This is a genomic window from Ramlibacter sp. GCM10027632, assembly GCF_042675325.1.
GTDB lineage: Bacteria > Pseudomonadota > Gammaproteobacteria > Burkholderiales > Burkholderiaceae_C > Ramlibacter.
Genome location: NZ_JBHTGW010000001.1, coordinates 138,238 through 163,216, shown reverse-complemented (window position 1 = coordinate 163,216; position 24,979 = coordinate 138,238). Strand labels below are relative to the sequence as shown.

Below are 24,979 nucleotides of genomic sequence, written 5' to 3'. Positions count from 1 at the left end.
TCAGACCAGGGCCAGCAGGTCCTCGGAGCCCGGCGCGCGGGCGGCTGCCCGGGGCTGGGCGGTGCCGGCCTGCGACCGCAGGGTGCCGCGCACCAGCACGCCGTCCCGCTCCAGCCACAGCAGCAGGGTGTCCAGGGCCGCGGCGTCCAGGCCGGACTGGCGCGCCATCCACAGGCGGGGCACGGCGCGCACGGTCATGACCGAGAGCAGCCGGTAGACGGCGGCGGTGCGCTGCTCCTCGGGCAGTTCCGGCCAGGCGCGCAGGCTGTACAGGTGCGGGTCGTCGGCGATCGTGGGTTCCTGCGCCTGCAGTCCGCAGGCACGCCGGGCCCAGCCAGGCAGCGAGTCGAGAAAGAGGTGCGAGTTCATGGGCTCCAGTCTGGTCGCCCGGCGCCCGCGCCGCATAGGGGCGCGGCGCATGCGCCTTAGGTCGATTCCCTAGCCGCGGCCCCGAGCCGGTCCTCGGCCTGGGCCCGGGTGAAGGCGGCGCCGAACAGGAAGACCTGGGCCGCGAAGTAGACCCACAGCAGCACCACCACCAGCGAGCCCGCCGCGGCGAAGGCGCGGGTGATGCCGCTCTTGCCCAGGTACAGGCCGATGGCCAGCTTGCCGGCCTCGAACAGCAGGGCCGTCACCAGGGCGCCCACCCACACGTCGCGCCAGGCGATCGGGGTCGAGGGCAGGAGCTTGTAGATCATCGCGAAGAGGGTGGTGAACACTGCCAGCGACGTCGCCAGGTGCAGGGCCTGCAGCACCGGCTCCCAGCCCGGCGCCAGCCCGCCGGCCCAGGCGCCCAGGGCCGCCAGGGCGGCGCTCACCGCCAGCGAGGCCATGAGCAGGAAGGCGACGCCCAGCACCAGCCCGAAGGACACCAGGCGGGCCCGCAGCAGCGCCCACAGGCCGCTGGGGCGGGCGCGGGCGGGCACGTGCCAGATGCGGTCCAGCGAGGACTGCAGCTGCGCGAAGACGGTGGTGGCGCCGACCACCAGCACGCCGGCGCTGGCCGCGCCGGCGGCCAGGCCGTGGCCGGTGTCGCTGGCGCTGGCGAGCAGGTCCTGGACCAGGCGCGCGCCCTCGGCGCCGAGCAGCCCGGAGATCTCGGCCACCACCTGGCCCTGCACCGCCTCGCGGCCGAACAGGGCGCCGGCGATGGCGATGACGATCACCAGCAGCGGCGCCAGCGAGAAGACGGTGTAGTAGGCGATGGCCGCGCCCATGGCCGGGGCGTCCTCGTCGATCCAGGTGCGGCCGGCCTGCAGCAGCAGGCGCAGCCCGTGGCGTGCGCGGCCCATGGGCGCGAGCGTCGGTTGTCAAGGCCCGGGCTGTTGTCGGCGCACGACGCGTACGAAGGCAGAATCCGCCCCTTTGCCTTTGCAGTCCGACCCCGCGCCATGCCGCTGTTCAAGAACCTGATTCCCTTTCGCATCGGGCCCGAGTGGAGCCCGCCCGCCCTCGAAGCCCTGGAGGCCGAACTCCAGCGCCTGACCTTCCAGCCCTGCGCCGCGACGCAGGAGCTTTCGGTGGGCTGGGTGCCGCCGCGCGGCGAGGCCCATGCGCCGATGGTGGAAGTGGTCGACGGCCACTGGATCATGAAGCTGGCCGTCGAGCGCCGCTCGGTGCCGGCCGGCGCGGTGCGCGCCGAGCTGGAGGCGCGCTGCAAGGCCATCGAGCAGGCCCAGGGCCGCAAGCCCGGGCGCAAGGAGAAGGCCGAACTGAAGGAGGACATCGTCCACGCCTTCCTGCCGCGGGCCTTCAGCAAGCGCTCGGCCCACCTGCTGTGGCTGGACCCGTCCGCCCGCCTGCTGGCGGTCGGCGTGGGCAGCACCAAGGCCGCCGAGGGCGTGATCGCCCAGCTCGTGGACGCGATGGCACAGGTACGGTGCGTGATGCCGCTGTCCCCGGTGCATACCGCCACCTCGCCGGCCGCCGCGATGGCGCACTGGCTGTCATCCCAGGAGGCGCCCGCCGGCTTCACCGTGGACCGCGACCTGGAGCTGAAGAACGCCGGCGAGGAGCGCTCCGTGGTGCGCTACGCGCGGCACAACCTCGACCTGGAGGAGATCGCCCGGCACATCGAGGAAGGCAAGCTGCCGACCCAGCTGGCCCTGACCTGGGAGGGACGGGTCTCGTTCTTGCTTACCGAGCTGCTGGCGATCCGGAAGATCGACATGCACGGCGTGGACGAGAACCTCGGTGACGACAAGGGGTTCGATGCCGACGCCGCGATCGCCACCGGCGAGCTGTCCGCGCTGCTGCCTGAGCTGCTGCAGGCGCTGGGCGGGGAGGTTCAGCCGGGCATGTCGGCTGTCGCGTAATCGCAACTCCCTGGAGGAAAGTTGTATTCGGAAAAACCCTAGGGGCTGTTACGCTTTCACAGGTTTTTAACAAAAAGTAGGAGTTACCTTGAAGACCAAGATCGCCCTCGCGGCCTCCCTGTCCCTGCTCGCCGTCGCCGCCCAAGCGGCCGACTGGAGCGACACCTCCCTGAGCTATCGCTGGGGCACCAAGTACGCCGAGCCGTACAACACCAAGGATGTCAAGAAGAACATCCTCAACCTGAGCCATGTGAGCGGCTACAAGTACGGCACGAACTTCGTGAGCGTCGACCTGCTGAACTCCGACGCCAACGACGGCAACGCCCAGGAAGCCTACGTCGTGTACCGCCACACGGTGGACCTGGGCAAGGTCACCGGCAAGGCCTATGGCTTCGGTCCCGTCAAGGGCATGGGCCTGACCGCCGGCTTCGACTGGAACACCAAGAACGACGCTGGCTACAGCTCGCGCAAGCGCATGCTGGTCGCCGGCCCGACCTTCTTCATGGCGGTGCCCGCCGGCTTCCTGAACGTGACGGCTGCCGCGCTGTTCGAGAGCAACCAGCCGGTGACGGGCTTCGGCCAGTCCACCCGTGTCGCCCGCTACGACTTCGACACCCATGGCGCGCTGCTGGCCGCCTGGGGCATCCCGCTGGGTGCCGGCTTCTCGTTCGAGGGCTACGCCAACTGGATCGCCGCCAAGGGCAAGGACGAGTTCGGTGGCGCCACCTCCCCCGAGTTCAACTTCGACGGCCAGGTGATGTACGACCTGAGCTCCACGGTCGGCCTGCCGAAGTCGGCCCTGAAGGCCGGCGTGCAGTACCAGTACTGGCGCAACAAGTTCGGCAACCCGCACTCGGTGCCGGGCACGCTGGCCAAGACGCCGCAGCTGCGCGTCGAATACCACTTCTGATTCCCGTCCGGGAATCCGAAGCCAGGGGCCGCAGCGTTCGCGCTGCGGCCCTTTTTCGTTGGGGTCAGGTCCTCTCACCCTCCCAGCGCGTGCTGCTCGAAGGTCTGCGCCACCCGGCTCGCGTTCTCCTCCGGGGTGACCAGCGCCAGCCCCAGTTCGAACCCGGCCGGCGTGTCCGACAGCGCCAGCAGCCGCACCCCCGAGGGCACGTACTTGCGCGCCACGCCCGCCACCAGCGCCACCCCCAGCCCGCTCTGCACCAGGCTCAGGATCGTCTGCACCTGCGCCGCCTCCTGCGCGATGCGCGGGGTGAAGCCGGATTGCTGGCAACGCAGCGTGGCGATGGCGAACAGGCCCGGCACCCGCTGGGCCCCGTACATGATGAACGGCTCCCCGGCCACCTCGCTCAGGGGAATCGACCGGCGCCCCGCGAACGGGCTGCGCGCACTCACCGCCAGCACGAACTCGTCGGCCTCCAGCGGCGTGAGGCGAAACGGCCGCGGGTCCACCAGCGGGTAGCGGACGATCGCGGCATCCAGCCGGCGCTCCACCAGCCCGTCCAGCGCGCCGGCCGTGGTGTGCTCGGTCAGCTCCAGGTCGATCGCCGGGTAGCGCTTGCGGAACGAGGCGATCAGCCGCGGCAGCAGCGCGTAGGTCGCCGACCCCACGAACCCCAGCTTCAGCAGGCCCGCCTCGCCCCGCACCCCGGCCCGCACCGAGGCCTGGCACTGCTGCGCGTGGAACAGTGCCCGCTGCGCGTGCGCCAGCATGCCGCCGCCCGCCGCGGTCAGGCGCACCCCGGCAGGCGTGCGCTCGAACAGCGGCGCCCCCAGCTCCTCCTCCAGCTTGCGGATCGACACCGACAACGGCGGCTGCGCCATGTGCAGGCGCTCGGCGGCGCGGTGGAAGTTGCCGGTCTCGGCGAGGGTGACGAACTGCTGGAGCTGGCGCAGGTTCATGTGATATTCAAAGCGTATCGAAGGCGCTCAATTCAATATTGGATTGATTTTGCCGCAGGCGATAGATTCGCCCCAGGAGACAACATGAACGCACTTCCCCTTGCCGGCATCCGGGTGGTGGACGCCAGCGTGGTGGTCATGGGCCCGTACGCGAGCCAGTGGCTCGCCGACCTGGGGGCCGAGGTGATCAAGGTCGAGGCGCCCGAGGGCGACTCCACCCGCCACACCGGCCCCGCGCTGGAGCCCGGCATGTCCGCCATCTTCCTGGGCGTCAACCGCAGCAAGCGCAGCGTCGCCATCGACCTGAAGACGCCCGGCGGCCAGCAGGCCCTGGCCACGCTCATCGCCTCGGCCGACGTCTTCATGCACAGCATGCGCCCGCAGAAGCTCGCCGCCGTCGGCCTGGACCCGCAGGCGCTGCGCGCGCGGCATCCGCGGCTGGTGTACGCCGGCCTGCATGGCTTCGCGCAGGACGGCCCCTACGGCGGCCGGCCCGCCTATGACGACATCATCCAGGGCATGTCCGGCAGCGCCGCGCTGATGAAGGCGCAGGGCGGGGTGGCCCGCTACCTGCCCACCATCGCTGCCGACAAGACCAGCGGCCTGGTGGCCGCGATGTCGATCCTGGCGGCCCTGGTGCGGCGAGGGCAGACGGGGGAGGGCAGCTTCGTCGAGGTGCCGATGTTCGAGACCATGGTGGCCTTCAACCTGGTGGAGCACCTGTACGGCCAGCACTTCGAGCCGCCCCGCGGCACGACCGGCTACCCGCGGGTGATGTCCGAGTGGCGCCGCCCCTACCAGACGCTGGACGGGCATGTCTGCCTGATGCCCTACACCGACACCCACTGGCGCCGCTTCTTCGAGGGCGCGGGCCGCCCCGACTGCGCCGCCGACGAACGCTTCGCCTCGATGGCCGCCCGCACCCGCAACATCGAGGCGCTCTACGAGCTGACCGGCCGCATCGTGGCCGAGCGGCCCAGCGCGCACTGGCTCGCCCTGTGCGACCGCCTGGAAATCCCGGCCGCGCCGGTGAACGAACTGGCCGACCTGAAGGACGACCCGCACCTGCGCGCCACCGGCTTCTTCGAGGAGATGCCCTCGGCCGGCGGCACGCTGCGCTTCACCGGCGTGCCGGTGCGCTTCGACGGCCGGCGCCCGCCGGTGGGCCTGCCGCCCCACCTGGGCGAGCACACCCGCGAGGCGCTGGCCGAGGCCGGCGCCACCGAGGACCAGATCGCCGCCTGGCTCGCCAGCGGCGCGATCCGCCAGGAAGCACCCCATGACTGAACCCGCCCGCACCCCCGCCCCGGTTCCCGCACCCGGTCCCGCGCTGCCCCGCCTCGGCCAGGGCTTCCACTGGCAGGACCTGGTGGCGGGCCAGGCCTTCCGCACCTTCCGCCGAACCGTCACCGAGACCGACCTGGTCAACTTCATCTCCTGCACCGGCATGCTCGAGGCGATCTTCATCGAGGAGGGCTACGAGGGCGGCGCCATCCGCGGCCGCCCCGTCCCCGGCGCGCTGACCTACACCCTCATCGAAGGCTTCATCCTCCAGACCATGATCCAGGGCACCGGCCTGGCGATGCTGGAGCTGGCGCAGAAGATCCACGCGCCCGTGCGGGTGGGCGACACCATCGAGGCCACCGTCACCGTCACCGGCATCCGCCCCACCTCCAGCCGCAACCGCGCGGTGGTGACCTCGGACATCGAGGTCTTCAACCAGCGCGGCGAGCGGGTCATGAGTTACACCGCCACCCGCCTGCTCGCCGGGCGGCCGGCCTGATCCACCTTTCCCCCAAGACAAGACAACGAGGAGACAACCCCATGAAATCCTGGACCCGCAGAACCCTCCTGGCCGCGATGGCGGTGCTCGCCGCGCCCCTGGGCGCCTTCGCGCAGGGCAGCTACCCGGACAAGCCGGTGCGCATGGTCATCGCCTTCCCGCCGGGCGGCCCCACCGACCTGGTGGCCCGCGTGCTGGCTCAGAAGCTCACCGAGCAGATGGGGCAGCAGGTGGTGGTGGACAACAAGCCCGGCGCCAACGGCAACATCGCCGCCGAGCTGGTGGCCAAGGCCCCGGCCGACGGCTACACCGTCTTCTACAACACGTCCGCCGTCGCCCTCAGCCCGGCCCTGTACAAGAAGCTCAGTTACGACGTGCGCACCGACCTCGCGCCGGTGGCCCTGACCGCGGTGATCCCGCTGGTGCTGGCCGTCCACCCCTCGGTGCCCGCCAACACCGTGCCCGAGTTCCTCGCCTACGTGAAGGCCAACGCCAGCAAGGTCTCCTACGGCTCCGCCGGCAACGGCAACATCACCCACCTGGGCGCCTTCCTGATGCTGCAAAGCCAGGGCCTCAGCGCGCAGCACATTCCGTACAAGGGCAGCGCCCCCGCGCTGACCGACGCGGTCGCCGGCCAGACCCAGTTCCTCACCGACACCATCAACTCCGCGCTGCCCTTCATCCGGGACAAGCGCCTGAAGGCCCTGGCCGTCACCAGCCTGCAGCGCTCCCCGGTGCTGCCCGACGTGCCCACGCTCTCGGAGGCCGGCCTGCGCGGCTTCGAGGTCGGCGCCTGGCAGGGCGTGATGGTGCCGGCGCGCACCGCGCCCGAGATCGTGAACCGGCTGAATGCCGAGCTGATGAAGGCCCTGGCCTCGCCCGACGTCAAGGCCAAGCTGGCGGCGCAGGGCGCCACGCCCCTGGGCTCCACGCCCGCCGAGTACGCCGCCTACATCCGCGACGAGCTGGCCCGCTGGGACCGCGTGGTCAAGGCCACCGGCGCCACGCTGGAGTGAGCAGGCCGCCGCCCGGACACGAGAACAAACAGAACAAGGAGACTCCCATGCAACGCAGGCACATCGTCCGCTTCGCCGCCCTGGCCACGCTCGCCGCGGCGGCCCTGGCCGGCCCGGCCACCGCCCTCGCCCAGGCCTACCCCGCGCGCCCGGTGAAGTTCGTCGTGCCCTTCGGGCCCGGCAGCGGCACCGACACCTCGGCGCGCTACTTTGCCAAGAAGCTGTCCGAGATGACCGGCCAGCCGGTGGTGGTGGAGAACAAGCCCGGCGCCAACGGCTTCCTCGCCGTGCGCCAGGTGCTGCAGGCCCCGGCCGACGGCTACACCGTGTTCGTCGGCAGCAACTCCACGCTGGCGGTGAACGCGGCGCTGTTCAAGGAGCTGCCCTACGACCCGGTGGCCGACTTCACGCCCCTGAGCATGATGATGCGCTCGCCCGCGCTGCTGGTGGTGCCCGGCGCCTCGGAGCACCGCAACCTCGGCGAGCTGATGGCCGCCGCCCGCGCCAACCCCGGCAAGCTCAATTACGGCGCCGGGTCCGCGGGCTACCAGCTGATGGCGGAGCTGTTCAACGACGCCGCCAGGGTCAGTACCCACCATGTGCCGTTCAAGGGCGCGGGCGAGGCCGTCACCGCGGTCGCCGCCGGCACCGTCCACCTGGCCTTCGCCGAGATGACCTCGGCGCAGGAGCTGGTCAAGGGCGGCAAGCTCAAGGCCCTGGCCGTGGCCTCGGACAAGCGCGTGCCCTCGCTGAACTCGGTGCCCACCGCCGCCGAGGCCGGCCTGCCGGGCTTCACCGCCTACACCTGGGTCGGCGCGATGATGCATGCGAAGACGCCGAAGGCCGAGGCCGAGAAGATGGCCTCGCTGCTCACCGCCATCGCCCGCCAGCCCGAGACCCGCGAGTTCTACGAGAAGCTCGGCGCCGAGGTCATGGTCGGCGGCCCCGAGGAGATGCGCCAGTTCCAAGCCGCCGAGATCCGCCTGTGGAAACGCATCGCCACCCAGGCCAAGGTGGAACAGCAGTGATGCACGCGGACGCACCCGGGGCGCCCCCGCCCGGCGCCCTGGCGGGCCTGCGCGTGCTGGACCTCTCGCGCGTGCTCGCCGGCCCCTGGGCCTCGCAGACCCTGGGCGACCTGGGCGCCGAGGTGATCAAGGTCGAACGCCCCGGCAGCGGCGACGACACCCGCACCTGGGGCCCGCCGTTCCTGAAGGACGCCGCGGGCGAGCCCACCGCCGACGCCGCCTACTACCTGTGCACCAACCGCAACAAGCGCTCGATCGCGGTGGACCTCACCCGGCCCGAGGGCCAGGCGCTGGTGCGCGAGCTGGCCTGCCGCAGCGACATCCTGGTGGAGAACTTCAAGGTCGGCGGCCTGGCGCAGTACGGGCTGGACTACGAGAGCCTGCGCGCCCTCAACCCGCGCCTGATCTACTGCAGCATCACCGGCTTCGGCCAGACCGGGCCCTATGCCCCGCGCGCCGGCTACGACTTCCTGATCCAGGGCATGGGCGGCCTCATGAGCCTGACCGGCCGGCCCGACGGCGAGCCCGGCGCCGGCCCGATGAAGGTGGGCGTGGCGCTCACCGACATCCTCACCGGCCTGTACGCCAGCACCGCCATCCTGGCCGCGGTGCAGGCGCGCCAGCGCACCGGCGAGGGCCAGCACATCGACCTCGCGCTGCTCGACGTGGGCGTGGCCTGCCTGGCCAACCAGTCCATGAACTACCTGTACTCGGGCCAGTCGCCGCGCCGCATGGGCAATGGCCACCCGAACACCGTCCCCTACCAGGACTTCCCCACGGCCGACGGCCACATGATCCTGGCGGTGGGCAACGACGGCCAGTTCGCCCGCTTCTGCGCCGCCGCCGGCAGGCCGGAGTGGGCGCAGGACGAGCGCTTCGCCCGCAATGCCGGGCGCATCGCGAACCGCGACGCGCTGCTGGAGATGATCCGCGCCGTCACCCGCACCCGCAGCACCCGCGAGTGGGTGGACCTGCTCGAGGGCGCGGCCGTGCCCTGCGGCCCGATCAACACCGTGGCCGACGTCTTCGCCGACCCGCAGGTGCAGGCGCGCGGCCTGCGCATCGAGATGGACCATGCCGCTGCCGGCGCGATCCCGCTGGTGGCCAGCCCGGTGCGGATGTCCGGCACGCCGGTGCAGTACCGCCATGCCCCGCCGACCCTGGGGCAGGACACGCGTGCGGTGATGCAGCAGGTGCTGGGGCTCGCGCCCGAGCGCATCGACGCCTATTTCGAACAGGGAGTCCTGGAATGACAAGCCTTGCCGCGCTGCAACCCGGCGCCATCCCGGCCGAAGACGAGGCGCTGCGCGCCGAGGTCCGGGCCTTCCTCTCGCAGGCCCTGCGGGAGACGCCGCCCCATGTGCGCGCCCGCAGCTGGATGGGGGGCGACGCCGCCTTCAGCCGCGAGCTCGGTCGCCGGGGCTGGCTCGGCATCACCTTCCCGCCGGCCTATGGCGGCGGCGGCCGCAGCCCCTTCGCCCGCTACGTGCTGGTGGAGGAGTTCCTGAACACCGGCGCGCCGGTGGGCCTGCACTGGATCGCCGACCGCCAGAGCGGCCCCCTGATCCTCAAGTACGGCACGGAGGCGCAGAAGCAGTTCTACCTGCCCCGCATCTGCAAGGGCGAGGCCTTCTTCTGCATCGGCATGAGCGAGCCCAACTCGGGCTCCGACCTGGCCAGCGTGAAGACCCGCGCCACCCGCACCGCCGAGGGCTGGACGCTGCAGGGCCAGAAGATCTGGACCACCAACGCCCACCACTGCCAGTTCATGATCGCCCTGGTGCGCACCTCGGGCGAGCCGCAGGACCGGCACCAGGGCCTGTCGCAGGTGATCGTCGACCTGTCGCTGCCGGGCGTGACCATCCGCCCGATCCGCGACCTCTCCGGCGACAGCCATTTCTGCGAGGTCTTCTTCGACCAGGTGAAGCTCGCGCCCGACGCCCTCATCGGCGAGGAGGGCAAGGGCTGGGAGCAGGTCACGGCCGAACTCGCCTACGAGCGCTCCGGTCCCGAGCGCCTGCTTTCCAGCATCGTGCTGTTCGAGGAGTGGCTGGCCTTCGTGCGCACGCCGCAGGGCCGCACGCCGGCGGCCACGCGCCTGGCCGGGCGCATCGCGGCGCAGCTCGCGCCGCTGCGGGCGATGGCGGTGGCGCTCACCGCCAAGCTGGCCCGCGGCGAGAGCCCGGTGGTCGAGGCGGCCCTGGTCAAGGACCTGGGCACCGGCCTGGAGCAGGCCATCCCCGCCGCCATCGCCGACGACCTGTTCTCGCGCGAGGCCACCGAGGTGCCCGCCGAGCTGCTGCGCACCCTCAACCACGTGACGCAGGTGGCGCCGTCGTTCTCGCTGCGCGGGGGCACGCGGGACATCCTGCGCGGCATGATCGCGCGCGGCCTGGGCCTGCGCTGAAACGGAGACGAGACGATGGACGACCTGTTCACCGACGCGGTCCGCCAGCTCCTGGCCGACCAGTGCACGCCCGCCGTGGTGCGGGCCATCGAAGGCGGGGGCTCCCCCGCCGCCCTCTGGGGCGTGCTGGAGGCGGCCGGCTTCGCCGACGCCCTGGTGCCCGAGGCCGAGGGTGGCGCGGGCCTCTCGCTGGCCGAGGCCTTCCCGGTCATGGCGCTGTGCGGCGCGTACGCGCTGCCCGTGCCCCTGGCCGAGACCCTGGTGGGCCGCCTCGTGCTGGCGCAGGCCGGCATCGCCCGGCCGCCGGGCAGCCTGGTGCTGGCCGAGGCCCGCGGCGCCGGCGAAGTGGCAGGCGAAGTGGCAGGCGAAGTGGCAGGCGAGGGCGGCCTGTGCTGCCCCGACGCGCGCGGCGGCGCGGTGGCCGACTGGGTGCTGGCCGTGGGCCCGCAGGGCAGCCTGCTGCTGCCCGCGGCGCAGGCGCGGCGCGAGCCCTCGGGCTTCTGCCTGGACGCCACGCTCACCTGGCCGGCCGCCGTGGTCGCCGCCGCGGCGAGGGTGCCGGGCCGCCCGCCGGTGCGCGAGTGGCAGGCCTGCGTGCATGCCGCGCTGCTCTCGGGCGCCTTGCAGCAGGTGCTGGATCGCACCCTCCAGTACGCCAATGACCGCGTGCAGTTCGGCAAGCCGATCGGCAAGTTCCAGGCGGTGCAGCACCAGCTCTCGGTGCTCGCCGAGCATGCCTATGCGGCGGCGATGGCGGCCCGCCTCGCGGCCTCGGCCTCGGGCACCGCGCCCGACCGCCTGCGCGTGGCGGTGGCCAAGGCCCGCACCAGCGAGGCCGCCGGCGAGGTGGCGGCGCTGGCGCATTCCATCCACGGCGCCATCGGCTTCACCCACGAGTTCGACCTGCAGCTGTACACCCGCCGCCTGCACGCCTGGCGCCAGGCCGCCGGCTCGGAAGGCTACTGGCAGGACGTGCTCGGGCGCGAGCTGGTCGAGGCCCGCGCCGGCAGCACGCTGGACCTCGTGCGCGAGCTGACCGACCTGCGTTGATTTCCCCCCACGAGAACACCCCCGGAGACCCGATGACCACTCCCTTCCTTTCCCGCCGCCGCGAGGGCGCGATCCTGGTGCTGACGATGAACCAGCCCGAGACGCGCAACGCCCTGACCGGCAACACCGCCGTCGAGGAATTCGTCCAGGCCTGCGCCGACATCACGCTGGACACCACGGTGCGCTGCGTCGTCCTCACGGGCGCGGGCCCGGTGTTCAGCTCCGGCGGCAACGTCAAGGACATGCGCCGCTACCAGGTGGACAAGCCGCTGCCCGACGCGGTGCGCGAGGAGTACCGCAACGGCATCCAGCGCATTCCCAAGGCCCTCTACCACCTCGACGTGCCGGTGATCGCCGCCGTCAACGGCCCCGCCATCGGCGCCGGCCTGGACCTGACCTGCATGTGCGACATCCGCATCGCCTCCGAGAAGGCCACCTTCGCCGAGAGCTTCGTCAAGGTCGGCATCGTCCCGGGCGACGGCGGCGCCTGGCTGCTGCCCCGCGCGGTGGGCCGCTCCAAGGCCGCCGAGCTGGCCTTCACCGGCGAGCCGATGGACGCCCGCGCGGCGCTGGACTGCGGCCTGGTCTCGCGCGTCGTGCCGCACGAGGCGCTGATGGACGAGGCCCTGGCCCTGGCCCGGCGCATCGCCGCCAACCCCGGCGGCGTGCTGCGCATGACCAAGCGCCTGCTGCGCGAGGGCGAGCGCGCCTCGCTGGAATCGGTGCTGGAGCTGTCGGCGAGCTACCAGGCCATCGCCCACATGACGGCGGACCACCACGAGGCGGTCAACGCCTTCATCGAGAAGCGCCCGCCCCGGTTCTCCTGACCCGGCAGGGGGCGCCGCGACCGCGCGACAATGTCGGTTTTGGCGCCTTTTCCCACCGCACCACCATGCCCCTGAATTTCGCCCAACGCCTGGACAACGTCGAAACCTCCGCCATCCGCGAGCTGTTCAAGCTCCTGGGCAAGCCCGGGATCATCAGCTTCGCCGGCGGCTTCCCCGACAGCGCGATGTTCGACGTCGAGGGCCTGCGCGAGGCCAGCCAGCAGGCCCTGGCCGACAACCCCGGCGCCGCCCTCCAGTACGGCGCCACCGAGGGCCACGAGCCGCTGCGCGCCGAGCTGGCCGCCTTCATGCGCGCCAAGGGCGTGAAGGACCTGGCGCCGCAGCAGCTGATCGTCACCACCGGCAGCCAGCAGGCGCTGGACCTCCTGGGCAAGACCCTGGTCGGCCCGGGCGACAAGGTGATCGTCGAGGGCCCCACCTTCCTGGCCACCATCCAGTGCTTCCGCCTCTACGGCGCGCAGGTGATCGCCGCGCCGGTGGACAGCGAGGGCGTACAGGTCGACAAGCTGGAGCAGCTGGTCGCCGAGCACCAGCCGAAGTTCGTCTACCTGATCCCCACCTTCGGCAACCCCAGCGGCGCGCTGACCTCGCTGGAGCGCCGCAGGCGCATCCTGGAGATCGCGGTCAAGCACCAGGTGCCCATCGTCGAGGACGACCCGTACGGCGACCTGTACTTCCGCGAGGCGCCGCCGCCCAGCCTGCTGGCGCTGACCGACCAGGTGCCGGGCAGCCGGGAGCTCACCATCCACTGCGGCAGCCTGAGCAAGGTCCTCAGCCCCGGCCTGCGCGTGGGCTGGCTCATCGCCCCGACCGAGCTGCTCGCCAAGGCCACCATGTGCAAGCAGTTCAGCGATGCGCACACCAGCACCTTCGCCCAGGCCACCGCCGCGGCCTACCTCCAGGCCGGCCGCATGCCCGCCACCCTGGCGCACGTGCGCGAGGTCTACGGCCAGCGCGCCCGCGCGATGTGCGAGGCGCTGCGCCGCGAGCTGGGCGACGCCATCGAGTTCACCGAGCCGCAGGGCGGCCTGTTCGTCTGGGCCCGCCTGACCGGCGCCGGCGGCAAGCTGAAGGACGCGGCCGAACTGGCCCGCCGCGCGATCGAGCAGGGCGTGGCCTTCGTGCCGGGCGCGCCGTTCTACGCCAGCAACCCGGACCCGGCCAGCCTGCGTCTGAGCTTCGCCACCGCCGACATCGCGAAGATCGAGGAGGGCGTGGCCCGCCTGGCCCGCGCGCTCTGAGGCCCTCGCCGCCGCCACGCCCATGCCCCTGCCCGAACCCGCGAAACGGGAACACCTGCATACCCGCAACGTCACCTTCCGCGGCTACGCCCGGGAGGACGGCCTGTGGGACATCGAGGCCGAGCTGCGTGACAGCAAGGCCTACCCGATCCAGATGTACGAACGCGGCGAGCTGCCGCCCGGCGAGTACGTGCACCACATGGCCGTGCGCCTCACGGTGGACGACGCGTTCCAGGTGCGGGCCGTCGTCGCCACCATGGACGACACGCCGCTGGGCGAGTGCCAGCAGGCGCTGCCGCCGGTGGCCGGCCTGGTCGGCGCGCGCCTGGGCCCGGGCTGGCGCCAGGCGGTGGACCGCGTCCTCGGCGGCACCCGCGGCTGCACCCACATGCGCGAGTTGCTGGTGAACGCGGCCACCGCGGCCTACCAGACCATCCCCGCCGGCCTGCAGCGCCGCAGCGGCATCCAGGGGCCGCCCGGCTCCGAGAGCCAGACGCCCCCGTTCCACCTCGGGCGCTGCGTCAGCTGGGACATCGACGGCGGCCCGGTGGCCCGCTACTACCCGCGCTGGGCCGGCTGGGCGCCGCTGCGCCGCGTCGACAAGCCGGCCCGGCCCGCCGAACCGGCCCAGCCGGCGGCCTGAGCGCCGCCCCTCACTGCGCCCGTACGCCCGGCCCGCGGATCGCGCGCAGCTCGAAGACGCCGTCGCCCAGGTAGACCAGCTCGATCGAGTCTGCGCTCCCGCCTTCGACCGCGGACACCGCCGCCCTCTCCGGGGAGGTGCCGCGCCACAGCCGGCCCGGGTTGTCGGCGGCCAGCAGGGTGCGCCCATCGCCGGTGAGGGCCACCGCGCGCCAGTTGGCGTCATGCAGCATCGGCGCCCAGGTCAGGCCGCCGTCCACCGAGAGGTGGACCCGCCCGTCCGGCAGGCTCGGGTGCCAGGGCACGGCCAGCACGATGCGCTGGCCGTCGGAGGACAGGGCCACCGCGTTCACCGGTCCCTCGCGGAAGCGCGGCGCCCAGGTCAGGCCGTAGTCGGACGAGACCCAGACATGCCCGCCCGCGGCCGCGGCCACCACCGTGGCGCCGTCGGCCGACATCGCCACGCGGTACCAGTCGTAGTCGCCTTCCAGGCGCCGCGTCCAGCTGAAGCCGATGTCGTCGCTGGTCCAGACGGTGCCGTCATGCGCCACCGCGGTCATGTTGCGGCCGTTGCCCGCCAGGGCCACCGCGCGCCAGCTGCGGGGCTGGTCGCCGCGGCGCGCCCAGGTGGCGCCGCCATCGCGCGAGACTTCCAGCCACCCGCTCTTTTCGGCCGCGAGCAGCACCAGGCCATCCGCCGAGGTGGCCAGGCCGACCCACTCGCGCGGCTCGGGGCCGGAGGCGGGGACCGTCTCGCGCCAGGTCTCGCCGGCGTCGGCCGAGACCCACAGGCCGCCGAGGTAGGCGGCCGCCGCCAGCCGGTTGCCCGCCGCGCTCACCGCCAGGGCGGACCAGTGGCGTGGGTCGGGCAGGGGGGTGGCCCAGGTGCGGCCGCCGTCGCGCGAGACATGCAGCGCCCCCTCGTTGGCCGCGGCCAGCACCGTGTTGCCGTCGGCCGAGGCCTGCAGGGCCCACCAGCGCTCGTCGACGCCGGGCACCGGGCCGGCCTCCACCCAGGTGGCGTCCGCCCGCACCGGCGCGGGCGCCACCACCGACGTGCCCGCCGCCATGTCCAGATGCCACTGGCCGCTGCCCAGGCCGACGACCTCGATGCGGTCCCCCGCGGCCAGCCCGCCGGCGGGCAGCACCAGGGCCACCCGGCCGGCCCGCGTCACCTCGTAGCGGGTGTTGGGCGCCAGCGCCTGCACCGGCACCGCCACGTCCTCGACCGGCAGGGCCCCGGCCGACTGCGGGCTGGCGGCCGGCGGTGCCGGGGCCGGGGCGGCGCCAGGTCCTGCGCTCCCGCCGCCGCCTCCGCCGCAGCCGGCCAGTGCCAGCGCGGCGGCGAGTGTCACGACCGCACACGCGGCCCCGTGTCTGCTTGCTCGGATCAACATCTTCTGCTCCCTGTTTCGTGATGGGCGACCCTGTCACGGCCGGACACGGATCCTGCGCGGCGCGCCGGGAGGGGGAGGCTGGCGAATCGGCCGAGGCGCTGTAGGAAGCCGCCGGGGCGCGCTGCGGGCGCGCGCCCGGCCGGGCGGCGCCACAGCCCCGGGGCCGCTGCTGCGCGCGGCCGGTGCAACGTGTATGGCGTGTAAAGAAGACCGCCTGTCTAGTCCGGAACTGCCGCGGATCGGATAATCCTGACATGAGCTTCTTGCGCAAGATGTTCGGGGAAAAGCCGGCGGCCTCCCGTCCCGCCCCCCTGGGCGAACCGTCGCTGCACGACGGCCACGACCCGGACGACGACGACCGCCAGGGCGCCAGCTCGCGCAGCGCCTCGCGCCGCGAGGTGGTCCACATGGTCCTGCGGGAGACCATGCGCCGGCACGGCATCCCGTCCGACTGGATCGAGTGCCGCACCCTGTCGATGGTGCGTTCCGACCGCAGCACCGGCACCTACGTCACCCTGATCGTGCGCGGCGGGCAGGACCGCCTGCTGGCTTACGTGCCTGCCTTCCAGACCAGCCTGCAGCAGGCGCTGGAGCGCTTCGACCCGCGCGTGGGCGACTGGCTGCGCGGCCTGGCCTGGCAGTTCGAGGGCGGCCACGAGTCGCCGGCCGCCATGCCCGACCCGGAGAGCTGGTCCCGCGCCGTGCCCGGGGTGGAGGTGCGCGAGGCCGACAGCAGCGCCAGCGACGCCGCCCTGCAGGAAGACCTGCGCGCGCTGTTCGCGATCCGCGACGCCGCCATCGCGCAGCGTCGCGACCACAACGCCGACTTCCAGCCCACCCAGCCCGGTTGATGCTGGCCGACCGCCGCGGCCTGCTGCGACTGGCCGCCGCCACCGCCGCCGGCGCCTGGCTGCCGCGCGGGTCCCGGGCCCAGCCCCGCTTGGGCTTCGATCCCTTCTCCCTGGGCGTGGCCAGCGGCTCGCCCACGCCCGATGGCCTGGTGCTGTGGACGCGCCTGCTGCCCCCCGGCCTGTTCGACCGCCTCGGCGACGCGCCGGTGCCGGTGCGCTGGGAGGTGGCGCATGACGAGGGCTTCTCGCGCATCGCCCGCCACGGCGAGGCCGTGGCCAGCGCCGAGCTCGCCCACAGCGTGCATGCCGAGGTCCAGGGGCTGGCGCCGGACCGCTGGTACTTCTACCGCTTCATCGCCGGCGGCGTGGCCAGCCCGGTCGGGCGCACCCGCACCCTGCCGGCGCCGGACGCGCCGGCGGCGCGCCTGCGCCTGGCCTACGCCTCCTGCCAGCGCTGGGAGCATGGCCACTACGCCGCGTGGCGCCACATGCAGGGGGAGGGGCTGGACTTCGTCCTGTTCCTGGGCGACTACATCTACGAGTACCCCAGCGCCGCCGCCGCGGTGCGCAACTTCCCGACGCTGGGCCTGGCCACCACCCTGGCCGACTACCGTGACCGCTACGCCCAGTACCGCAGCGACCCGGCGCTGCAGGCCATGCATGCCGCCTGCCCCTGGCTGCTGGCGTGGGACGACCACGAGGTGCAGAACGACTACGCCGGCGTGAATGCCGGCGACGCCCGCCCGGTGGGCCTGAACGCGGCGCGCGACTTCCTGGCCCGGCGCGCGGCGGCCTACCAGGCGTACTACGAGCACATGCCGGTGCGGGCGGCGGCCTTTTCCCGCGCGGTGGCCGGCGGGCAGCTGCGGCTGCACGAGCGACACCGCTTCGGCCGGCTGGCCGACCTGCTGCTGCTGGACACCCGCCAGTGGCGCGACCCGCAGGCCTGCGGCCGCCCGCAGCGCCCGGCCGGCCTGGTGGACCCGGCGGCTTGCCCGGCGCTGCAGGACCCGGCGCGCAGCCTGCTGGGGGCGGCGCAGGAGCGCTGGCTCGACGAGCGCCTGGCGGAGTCCGCCGCGGCGACCTGGACGGTGCTGGGGCAGCAGACCCTGTTCGGCCCGCGCGACAACCTGCCCGGCCCGGGCGAGCGCCTGTGGAACGACGGCTGGGACGGCTACCCCGCGGCGCGCCAGCGCCTGGTCGACGGCCTGCGCCGCCACCGCGTCGCCAACCCGGTGGTGCTGGGCGGGGACGTCCACGAGAACTGGGTGGGCCATGTGCTGGCCGACTACCGCCGGCCCGAGGGGCCGGCGCTGGGCGTGGAGTTCTGCGGCACCAGCATCACCTCGCACGCGAACGGCGCGGCGCTGGCGGCGCAGCGGCTGGCGGAGAACCCCCACTTCGTCTTCGCGGACGGCTGGAAGCGCGGCTACGGGGTGTGCGAGTTCACGCCGGGTGCGCTCACCACCACGCTGCGCGCGGTGGACGACCCGGCGCGCGCCGACTCGGGCATCGGCACGCTGGCACGCTTCGCGGTGCAGGCCGGCGGCCGGCGGGTGGAGTGAGGGTTTCCGGGGTCAGGTCTTGCAGCAACGCGACCGCGTGGACGGCCTCCCGTGGAGGCCGGTGCGAAGGCTCAGCCCCGCACGATCTCCAGCAGCCGGTCCAGGCCGCCTTCGTTGATGGCGACCATGGCCTGCTCGCGCACCTTGGGCTTGGCGTGGTAGGCCACCGACAGGCCGGCCTCGCCCATCATCGGCAGGTCGTTGGCGCCATCGCCCACGGCGATGGCCTGCTTCGGCGAGAGGCCCAGCAGGGCGCAGGTCTCGAGCATCATGCGGCGCTTCTCGGCGCCGTCGCAGATGTCGCCCCAGGGCTGGTCGACCATGCGGCCGGTGAGCACGCCGTCAACCACCTCCAGCACGTTGGAGCGGGTGTAGTCGATGCCCAGGCGGTCGCGCACGCGGTCGGTGAAGAAGGTGAAGCCGCCGGAGACCAGCAGCACCTTCAGGCCGGCGGCCTTGGCCGCGGCCACCAGCTCGCCGGCGCCGGGATTGAGCTGCAGGCGCTGGTCGTAGACATCCTGCATGTCCTGCACGCGCACGCCGCGCAGCAGGGCCACGCGCCGGCGCAGGCTCTCCTTGAAGTCGGCGATCTCGCCGCGCATGGTGGCCTCGGTGATGGCGGCGACCTCGGCCTTCTTGCCGGTGGCGTCGGCGATCTCGTCCACGCACTCGATGTTGATCAGCGTGGAGTCCATGTCGAAGGCGATCAGGCCGAAATCCTTCAGCGACAGGGGCGGGGTGACGCCGCGCAGCACCAGGCCGGGGGCGAATTCGTGGGGGGCGGGGGAGGTCATGGAGCCGGTGATTTTCGCATCACCGCCACCTCACCGCCCGAGGTACAGCCGGTCCGACCAGGTGGCCAGCCAGTGCGGGCGGAAAGCCACGAAGATCGCGGCCAGCATGCCGGTGGTGAAGGCGTCGCCCCAGGCCATGAGCCAGCGCGCCACCAGGGACAGGCCGCTGTCCACCGCCGGCAACGCATGGCCGGCCCATTGCGCCAGGGCGCCGGCGGCGAACACGCACAGGGCGGTGCCCAGGAAAGCCCGCCCCAGCACGTAGACGAACAGGTGCGGCCCGATCCAGCGGCGGATCGCCGCGCCCAGCGCCAGGGCCAGCGTGGCCGGCACCACGCCCAGCCACGCCGCCATGTCCGCTGCGGCCTGCCAGCCCTGGCCCGCCAGCAGCGCGGCGAGCGCGCCCACCGCCACCAGCACCGGCACCGCCAGCGGCCACCCGAGCATCAGCACCGCCAGGCAGGCCCCCGACAGCTGCAGCTGCAGCGGCATGGCGCGCAGCGAGGGCAGGGCCCACAGCCAGGGCAGGAGCACCAGCGTCCCCAGCATCGGCGCCAGCAGCGCGCCGCCGGCCAGCAGCCGCCAGGGCCGCAGGGCCAGGGCGACGGCCAGCGCCGGCAGCAGCAGGGCGAGGTCCAGGTGCGGGGTCATCGCCGGTGCGCCCGCGGGCTCAGGCCGCCGCCCCGGTGGGCTGGCCCAGGGAGCGCAGCACGTCGCGCACCATCTGCACGCGGTCCTTGGTCTCCTTGAGCTCGCGCTCGATGCGCAGCTTCTCGTTGCCGGCGAGCTTGATGTGCCGGTTCTTCTGCACCAGCTCGATGATGCGCATCGGGTCGACCGGCGGGTTGGGCTTGAAGGTGATGTGGATCACCCCGGGCGCGGCGTCCACCTTGACCACGCCGTAGGGCCGCGCCAGCACGCGCAGGCGGTGCACGTCCACCAGGTTCTGCGCCTGCGGCGGCAGCTTGCCGAAGCGGTCCATGATCTCCTCGAGCAGGCGGTCGACCTGGTCGGCGTTCTTCGCGGTGGCCAGCTTCTTGTAGAAGGACAGGCGCAGGTGCACGTCGCCGCAGTAGTCGTCGGGCAGCAGGGCGGGGGCGTGCAGGTTGATGTCGGTGGCGGCCGAGAGCGGCGCCAGCAGGTCCGGCTCCTTGCCCGCCTTGAGCGAGCGCACCGCCTCCGAGAGCATCTCGTTGTAAAGCTGGAAGCCCACCTCCAGCATGTTGCCGCTCTGGTTCTCGCCCAGCACCTCGCCGGCGCCGCGGATCTCCAGGTCGTGCATGGCCAGGTAGAAGCCCGAGCCCAGTTCCTCCATGGCCTGGATCGCGTCCAGGCGCTGGGCGGCCTGCTTGGTCAGGCCCTCGATCTCCGGCACCAGCAGGTAGGCATAGGCCTGGTGGTGGCTGCGTCCCACCCGCCCGCGCAGCTGGTGCAGCTGCGCCAGGCCGAACTTGTCGGCGCGCGAGATCACGATGGTGTTGGCCGAGGGCACGTCGATGCCGGTCTCGATGATCGTGGAGCAGAGCAGCAGGTTGAAGCGCTGGTTCACGAAGTCGCGCATCACCCGCTCCAGCTCGCGCTCGGGCATCTGGCCGTGGGCCACCGCAATGCGGGCCTCGGGCAGCAGCGCCTGCAGCCGCTCGCGGCGGTTCTCGATGGTCTCCACCTCGTTGTGCAGGAAGTAGACCTGGCCGCCGCGTTTGAGCTCGCGCAGCACCGCCTCGCGGATCACGCCCTGGCCCTCGTTGCGCACGAAGGTCTTGATCGCCAGCCGGCGCTGCGGCGCGGTGGCGATGACCGAGAGGTCCCGCAGGCCCTCCAGCGCCATGCCCAGGGTGCGGGGAATCGGCGTGGCGGTGAGCGTGAGCACGTCGACCTCGGCGCGCAGGGCCTTCATGGCCTCCTTGTGGCGCACGCCGAAGCGGTGCTCCTCGTCGATGATCAAGAGGCCCAGGTTCTTGAACTGCACGCTCTCGGACAGCAGCTTGTGCGTGCCGACGACGATGTCGACGCTGCCGTCGGCGATCCCCCTGGCGGCGGCGGTGATCTCCTTCTGCGAGCGGAAGCGGCTCATCTCGGCGATCTTCACCGGCCACTTGGAGAAGCGGTCCACCAGGGTCTGGTAATGCTGCTCGGCGAGCAGGGTGGTGGGCGCCAGGAAGGCCACCTGCTTGCCGCCGGTGACGGCGACGAAGGCCGCGCGCAGCGCCACCTCGGTCTTGCCGAAGCCCACGTCGCCGCAGACCAGGCGGTCCATCGGGCGGGGCGAGACCATGTCCTGGATCACCGCGTGGATGGCGGCGTTCTGGTCGGCGGTCTCCTCGAAGCCGAAGTCGTTGGCGAAGGTCTCGTAGTCCTGCGGCGAGTAGCGGAAGGCATGGCCCTGGCGCGCGGCGCGGCGGGCGTAGATGTTCAGGAGCTCGGCGGCGGAGTCGCGCACCTGCTCGGCGGCCTTGCGCTTGGCCTTCTCCCACTGGCCGGAGCCGAGCTTGTGCAGCGGCGCCTCGTCGGCCGAGACGCCGGTGTAGCGGCTGATCTGGTGCAGCTGGCTCACCGGCACGTAGAGCGTGGCCTTGTCGGCGTACTCGAGGTGCAGGAACTCGGTGCTGCCCTGGCCCAGGTCCATGTTGACCAGGCCCTTGTAGCGGCCGATGCCGTGCTGCGCGTGGACCACCGGGTCGCCCACGTTCAGCTCGGAGAGGTCCTTGATCAGGGCCTCGACGTCCGAGACCTGCTCCTGCTTGCGGCGGCGGCGCGCGGTCACGCCGGCGGCGAACAGCTCGGTCTCGGTGATGAACTCCAGGCCCTCGGCGACCCAGGCGAAGCCCTGGGCCAGCGGCGCGGTGGCGATGCCCAGCGCCTCGTCGCTGGCCTGGAACTCGGCCAGCGAGTCGAAGGCGGGCGGCGAGACATGGCTGGCGCGCAGGAAGTCCAGCAGGCTCTCGCGGCGGCCGTCGCTCTCGGCCAGCACCAGCACCCGCTGCTTCGTGCGGCGCAGGTGCTCCTTCAGGCGGGCCAGGGGCTCCTCGGCGCCGCGCACCACGGCGAGGTCGGGCAGCTTCTGCACGAAGGCGCTGTCGTCGACATCGGCGGCGCCGGGGCGCAGGGCGAGCTGGGCGTGGTCGTTGGCGCGGGCGTAGAACTGCTCGATGGTCAGGAACAGCGATTCGGGCGGCAGCACCGGCCGCTCGGGGTCGCCCTGCACCAGGCGGTGGCGGTCCTTCGTGTCCTGCCAGAAGCGCTGGAAGGCCGGCTCCAGGTCGCCGTGCAGCACCAGGGCGGCCTGGGTGCCCAGGTAGTCGAAGACGGTGGCCGTCTCCTCGAAGAACAGCGGCAGGTAGTACTCGATGCCGGCGGTGGCCACGCCGTTGCCCATGTCCTTGTAGATGCGGCTGCGGGTGGGGTCGCCCTCCAGCAGTTCGCGCCAGCGGCTGCGAAAGCGCGCGCGGGCGGCCTCGTCCATCGGGAATTCGCGCCCCGGCAGCAGGCGCACCTCGGGCACGGGGTAGAGGCTGCGCTGGCTGTCCGGATCGAAGGTGCGGATGGAGTCGATCTCGTCGTCGAACAGGTCGACCCGGTACGGCACCGGCGAGCCCATGGGGAACAGGTCGATCAGGCCGCCGCGCACCGCGTACTCGCCGGGGCTCACCACCTGCGTCACGTGGTTGTAGCCGGCCAGCGTGAGCTGCGACTTGAGCCGGGCCTCGTCCAGCTTCTGCCTGACCTTGAACTGGAAGGTGTAGCCCGCCAGGAAGGCCGGCGGGGCGACGCGGTACAGGGCGGTGGTGGCGGGGACGATGACCACGTCGGCCTCGCCCTGCGAGATGCGCCAGAGCGTCGCCAGGCGCTCGGAGATCAGGTCCTGGTGCGGCGAGAAGGTGTCGTAGGGCAGCGTCTCCCAGTCCGGGAACAGGCAGCAGCGCAGGCCGGGGGCGAAGAAGGCGAGCTCGTCGATCAGGCGCTGGGCGTCGGTGGCGTCGGCGGTGACGATCGCGGTGCGCTGGCCGGCGGCCTGTTCGCGCTGGGCCAGGCGGGCCAGCAGCAGGGCGTCGGCCGAGCCGACGGGACGGGGCAGGGCGAAGCGCTTGCCGGGGGTGAGCTTGGGCAGGTCCATGGGGGAAATGGCGAACACCCCGCGCCGGGCGGCGAGGGGTGTGCAGTGCGCCTGGATTTTAGAATGCGCGCTCATTCCATGACCGCTTCCCCACCCCCGCCCCGCGCCCCGCGCCTGCATGCCCTGGTCCCCTGCGCGGGCACGGGCAGCCGCGCCGGCACCGCGATTCCCAAGCAGTACCAGCCCGTGGCCGGCCGCCCGATGGTTCGCCACACGCTGGACGCCTTCGCCGCCGTGCCTCGCCTGGCCACGGTGCTGGTGGCGGTGGCCGCCGGCGACCGTACCCTGGCCGGCGTGCCCGGCATCACGCTGGCCGAGTGCGGCGGGCCGACCCGCGCCGCCACCGTGCTGGGCGGCCTGCGCGCGCTGCGCGAGGCCGGCGCGGCGGACGCGGACTGGGTGCTGGTGCACGACGCCGCGCGCTGCCTCGTCACCCCGGCCCTCATCGACCGCCTGATCGACGCCTGCCTCGACGACCCGGTGGGCGGCCTGCTGGCCCAGCCCCTGGCGGATACCCTCAAGCACGGCCCGGGCGGCCGCGTGCGGGCCACCGTGCCGCGCGAGGACCACTGGCTGGCCCAGACGCCGCAGATGTTCCGCCTGGGCGTGCTGGCCCGTGCCCTGGAGGCGGCCGGCGACGCGGTGACCGACGAAGCCAGCGCCGTCGAGGCCGCCGGCCTCCAGCCCCGGCTGGTGCCGGGCTCGTCCCGCAACTTCAAGGTGACCTGGCCGGAGGATTTCGCCCTGGCCGAGGCCCTGCTTACCCGGAACCCCTCATGAACATCCGCATCGGCGAAGGCTGGGACGTGCACGCCCTGGTCGAAGGCCGCCCCCTGATCCTCGGCGGCGTGCGCATCCCCCACGAGAAGGGCCTGCTGGGCCACTCGGATGCCGACGCCTTGCTGCACGCCATCACCGACGCCCTCCTGGGCGCGGCCGGCCTGGGCGACATCGGCCGCCACTTCCCCGACACCGACGCGCGCTTCAAGGGCGCCGATTCGGCCGTCCTCATCGCCGAGGCCTACCGGCGCGTGCAGGCCGAGGGCTGGAAGATCGTCAACCTGGACAGCACCATCGTCGCCCAGGCGCCGAAGCTGGCTCCGCACATCGAGGCGATCCGCGCCCGGATCGCCGAGGTCCTGGGGCTGTCGCCGCAACAAGTCAACGTGAAGGCCAAGACCGCCGAGAAGATGGGGCCGGTCGGCGAAGGCCGCTCCATCGAGGCGCGGGCCGTCGTCCTGCTCACCTCCGCCTAAGGAACCCCATGGCCTGGCCCGTCCTCGTCTTCGACATCGAATCCATTCCCGACATCGCCGGCCTGCGCCAGCTCGGCGACTACCCGCCGGACGCCACCGACGCCCAGGTCCACCAGGCCTGGGTGCAGGCCCGCGCCGAGAAGGGCCAGAACGACTTCATGCCGCTGCACCTGCAGCGCGTGCTGGTGATCAGCGCGGTGTACCGCGACGCCGCCGGCCTGAAGGTGCACTCCTTCGTCGACCGCGACGGCGAGAGCGAGGGCAAGGTGATCCAGGCCTTCTTCAACACCCTGGAGAAGAAGGTGCCGCAGCTCGTGAGCTGGAACGGCGGCGGCTTCGACCTGCCGGTGCTCAATTACCGCGGCCTGCGCCATGGCGTGGTGGCCTCCAAGTACTGGGACCAGGGCGAGGACGACCGCGAGTTCAAGTTCAACAACTACATCAACCGGTACCACAACCGGCACCTGGACCTGATGGACGTGCTCGCCATGTTCGGCGGGCGCGCCAACGCGCCGCTGGACGCCCTGGCCAAGCTGTGCGGCTTCCCCGGCAAGCTGGGCATGGACGGCTCGCTGGTGTACCAGGCCTACCAGGAGGGCAAGCTGGAGGACATCCGCCGCTACTGCGAGACGGACGTGATGAACACCTACCTGATGTACTGCCGCTTCCAGAAGATGCGCGCCGGCTTCACCGAGGCCGAGTACGACCAGGAGATCGCGATGATCAAGGAGACCCTGGCCGGCCTGGCGCCGCAGGAGTCGCACTGGCAGGAGTACCTGGCGGCCTGGGCCTGAGACAATCGG

Annotated in this window: 24 protein-coding genes; 17 read left to right on the top strand and 7 right to left on the bottom strand. The window is 72.6% G+C overall.

The features are described from left to right. Complete coding sequence (locus ACFQZY_RS00765; RefSeq protein ID WP_377411473.1) at positions 1 to 369, bottom strand: hypothetical protein; 369 nt, start codon at positions 367 to 369, stop codon at positions 1 to 3. 56 nt (positions 370 to 425) lie between these two features. After that, a complete protein-coding gene (locus ACFQZY_RS00760; RefSeq protein WP_377411471.1) occupies positions 426 to 1,292 on the bottom strand; it encodes a YihY/virulence factor BrkB family protein in 867 nt (288 codons plus the stop codon). A 99-nt stretch (positions 1,293 to 1,391) separates the two neighbouring features. Between ACFQZY_RS00760 and ACFQZY_RS00755 the strand changes: the two genes are divergently transcribed. Next, the gene (locus ACFQZY_RS00755) at positions 1,392 to 2,315 is read left to right on the top strand and encodes a recombination-associated protein RdgC (RefSeq protein WP_377411469.1); all 924 of its coding nucleotides are present in this window, start codon (positions 1,392 to 1,394) and stop codon (positions 2,313 to 2,315) included. 88 nt (positions 2,316 to 2,403) lie between these two features. Beyond that, on the top strand, positions 2,404 to 3,225 hold the full coding sequence (locus tag ACFQZY_RS00750) for an outer envelope protein (protein WP_377411467.1): 822 nt from the start codon (positions 2,404 to 2,406) through the stop codon (positions 3,223 to 3,225). Positions 3,226 to 3,299: 74 nt separating this feature from the next. On the opposite strand, the gene ACFQZY_RS00745 is transcribed toward ACFQZY_RS00750, so the two are convergent. Next, positions 3,300 to 4,184, bottom strand: coding sequence for a LysR family transcriptional regulator (locus tag ACFQZY_RS00745; protein ID WP_377411465.1), 885 nt, complete (start codon positions 4,182 to 4,184; stop codon positions 3,300 to 3,302). Positions 4,185 to 4,268: 84 nt separating this feature from the next. Between ACFQZY_RS00745 and ACFQZY_RS00740 the strand changes: the two genes are divergently transcribed. From ACFQZY_RS00740 to ACFQZY_RS00695, 10 genes are all read left to right on the top strand, one after another. Further along, complete coding sequence (locus ACFQZY_RS00740; RefSeq protein ID WP_377411463.1) at positions 4,269 to 5,471, top strand: CaiB/BaiF CoA transferase family protein; 1,203 nt, start codon at positions 4,269 to 4,271, stop codon at positions 5,469 to 5,471. After that, positions 5,464 to 5,967: a MaoC family dehydratase gene (locus ACFQZY_RS00735; RefSeq protein ID WP_377411461.1), complete on the top strand. Its 504-nt coding sequence runs from the start codon at positions 5,464 to 5,466 to the stop codon at positions 5,965 to 5,967. The genes ACFQZY_RS00740 and ACFQZY_RS00735 overlap by 8 nt, the downstream gene beginning before the upstream one ends. A 41-nt stretch (positions 5,968 to 6,008) precedes the next feature. Beyond that, positions 6,009 to 6,983, top strand: coding sequence for a tripartite tricarboxylate transporter substrate binding protein (locus tag ACFQZY_RS00730; protein WP_377411459.1), 975 nt, complete (start codon positions 6,009 to 6,011; stop codon positions 6,981 to 6,983). 47 nt (positions 6,984 to 7,030) lie between these two features. After that, positions 7,031 to 8,011: a Bug family tripartite tricarboxylate transporter substrate binding protein gene (locus ACFQZY_RS00725; RefSeq protein ID WP_377411457.1), complete on the top strand. Its 981-nt coding sequence runs from the start codon at positions 7,031 to 7,033 to the stop codon at positions 8,009 to 8,011. Next, positions 8,011 to 9,264 (top strand): CaiB/BaiF CoA transferase family protein, encoded by a 1,254-nt coding sequence (locus ACFQZY_RS00720; protein WP_377411455.1) that lies wholly within the window; start codon positions 8,011 to 8,013, stop codon positions 9,262 to 9,264. Before ACFQZY_RS00725 ends, ACFQZY_RS00720 begins: the two co-directional genes overlap by 1 nt. After that, the gene (locus tag ACFQZY_RS00715; RefSeq protein WP_377411453.1) at positions 9,261 to 10,418 is read left to right on the top strand and encodes an acyl-CoA dehydrogenase family protein; all 1,158 of its coding nucleotides are present in this window, start codon (positions 9,261 to 9,263) and stop codon (positions 10,416 to 10,418) included. Before ACFQZY_RS00720 ends, ACFQZY_RS00715 begins: the two co-directional genes overlap by 4 nt. A 15-nt stretch (positions 10,419 to 10,433) precedes the next feature. Next, positions 10,434 to 11,468 (top strand): acyl-CoA dehydrogenase family protein, encoded by a 1,035-nt coding sequence (locus ACFQZY_RS00710; RefSeq protein WP_377411451.1) that lies wholly within the window; start codon positions 10,434 to 10,436, stop codon positions 11,466 to 11,468. A gap of 32 nt (positions 11,469 to 11,500) precedes the next feature. Then, positions 11,501 to 12,295: a crotonase/enoyl-CoA hydratase family protein gene (locus ACFQZY_RS00705; protein WP_377411449.1), complete on the top strand. Its 795-nt coding sequence runs from the start codon at positions 11,501 to 11,503 to the stop codon at positions 12,293 to 12,295. Positions 12,296 to 12,366: 71 nt separating this feature from the next. Beyond that, positions 12,367 to 13,557, top strand: a complete 1,191-nt coding sequence (locus ACFQZY_RS00700) for a PLP-dependent aminotransferase family protein (protein ID WP_377412596.1) — start codon at positions 12,367 to 12,369, stop codon at positions 13,555 to 13,557. Positions 13,558 to 13,579: 22 nt separating this feature from the next. Further along, positions 13,580 to 14,200 (top strand): DUF2889 domain-containing protein, encoded by a 621-nt coding sequence (locus ACFQZY_RS00695; protein WP_377411447.1) that lies wholly within the window; start codon positions 13,580 to 13,582, stop codon positions 14,198 to 14,200. A 10-nt stretch (positions 14,201 to 14,210) separates the two neighbouring features. Here ACFQZY_RS00695 and ACFQZY_RS00690 read toward each other — a convergent pair whose 3' ends face one another. Continuing rightward, positions 14,211 to 15,554, bottom strand: a complete 1,344-nt coding sequence (locus tag ACFQZY_RS00690) for a WD40/YVTN/BNR-like repeat-containing protein (RefSeq protein ID WP_377411445.1) — start codon at positions 15,552 to 15,554, stop codon at positions 14,211 to 14,213. A gap of 296 nt (positions 15,555 to 15,850) precedes the next feature. Between ACFQZY_RS00690 and ACFQZY_RS00685 the strand changes: the two genes are divergently transcribed. Both ACFQZY_RS00685 and ACFQZY_RS00680 read left to right on the top strand, forming a co-directional pair. Next, positions 15,851 to 16,447, top strand: coding sequence for a hypothetical protein (locus ACFQZY_RS00685; protein WP_377411443.1), 597 nt, complete (start codon positions 15,851 to 15,853; stop codon positions 16,445 to 16,447). After that, the gene (locus tag ACFQZY_RS00680; protein WP_377411441.1) at positions 16,447 to 18,012 is read left to right on the top strand and encodes an alkaline phosphatase D family protein; all 1,566 of its coding nucleotides are present in this window, start codon (positions 16,447 to 16,449) and stop codon (positions 18,010 to 18,012) included. The genes ACFQZY_RS00685 and ACFQZY_RS00680 overlap by 1 nt, the downstream gene beginning before the upstream one ends. A gap of 71 nt (positions 18,013 to 18,083) precedes the next feature. Here ACFQZY_RS00680 and serB read toward each other — a convergent pair whose 3' ends face one another. Genes serB through mfd form a run of 3 tightly spaced genes read right to left on the bottom strand, consistent with a single transcriptional unit; the run spans position 18,084 to position 22,920 of the window. Next, positions 18,084 to 18,806, bottom strand: coding sequence for a phosphoserine phosphatase SerB (serB, locus tag ACFQZY_RS00675; RefSeq protein ID WP_377411439.1), 723 nt, complete (start codon positions 18,804 to 18,806; stop codon positions 18,084 to 18,086). Between the two features lie 30 nt (positions 18,807 to 18,836). Next, a complete protein-coding gene (locus ACFQZY_RS00670; RefSeq protein ID WP_377411437.1) occupies positions 18,837 to 19,457 on the bottom strand; it encodes a hypothetical protein in 621 nt (206 codons plus the stop codon). Between the two features lie 19 nt (positions 19,458 to 19,476). Continuing rightward, on the bottom strand, positions 19,477 to 22,920 hold the full coding sequence (gene mfd / locus ACFQZY_RS00665) for a transcription-repair coupling factor (RefSeq protein WP_377411435.1): 3,444 nt from the start codon (positions 22,918 to 22,920) through the stop codon (positions 19,477 to 19,479). 78 nt (positions 22,921 to 22,998) lie between these two features. Here mfd and ispD point away from each other — a divergent pair, with 78 nt between their 5' ends. From ispD to ACFQZY_RS00650, 3 genes are read left to right on the top strand one after another with little or no spacing between them, the layout of a single operon-like run. Then, positions 22,999 to 23,700, top strand: coding sequence for a 2-C-methyl-D-erythritol 4-phosphate cytidylyltransferase (ispD, locus tag ACFQZY_RS00660; protein ID WP_377411433.1), 702 nt, complete (start codon positions 22,999 to 23,001; stop codon positions 23,698 to 23,700). After that, positions 23,697 to 24,176, top strand: a complete 480-nt coding sequence (gene ispF / locus ACFQZY_RS00655; RefSeq protein WP_377411431.1) for a 2-C-methyl-D-erythritol 2,4-cyclodiphosphate synthase — start codon at positions 23,697 to 23,699, stop codon at positions 24,174 to 24,176. Before ispD ends, ispF begins: the two co-directional genes overlap by 4 nt. 8 nt (positions 24,177 to 24,184) lie before the next feature. Further along, positions 24,185 to 24,970 carry a 3'-5' exonuclease gene (locus tag ACFQZY_RS00650; RefSeq protein ID WP_377411429.1) on the top strand — a complete coding sequence of 262 codons (786 nt, stop codon included), beginning with the start codon at positions 24,185 to 24,187 and terminating at the stop codon, positions 24,968 to 24,970. Positions 24,971 to 24,979 lie beyond the last annotated feature (9 nt).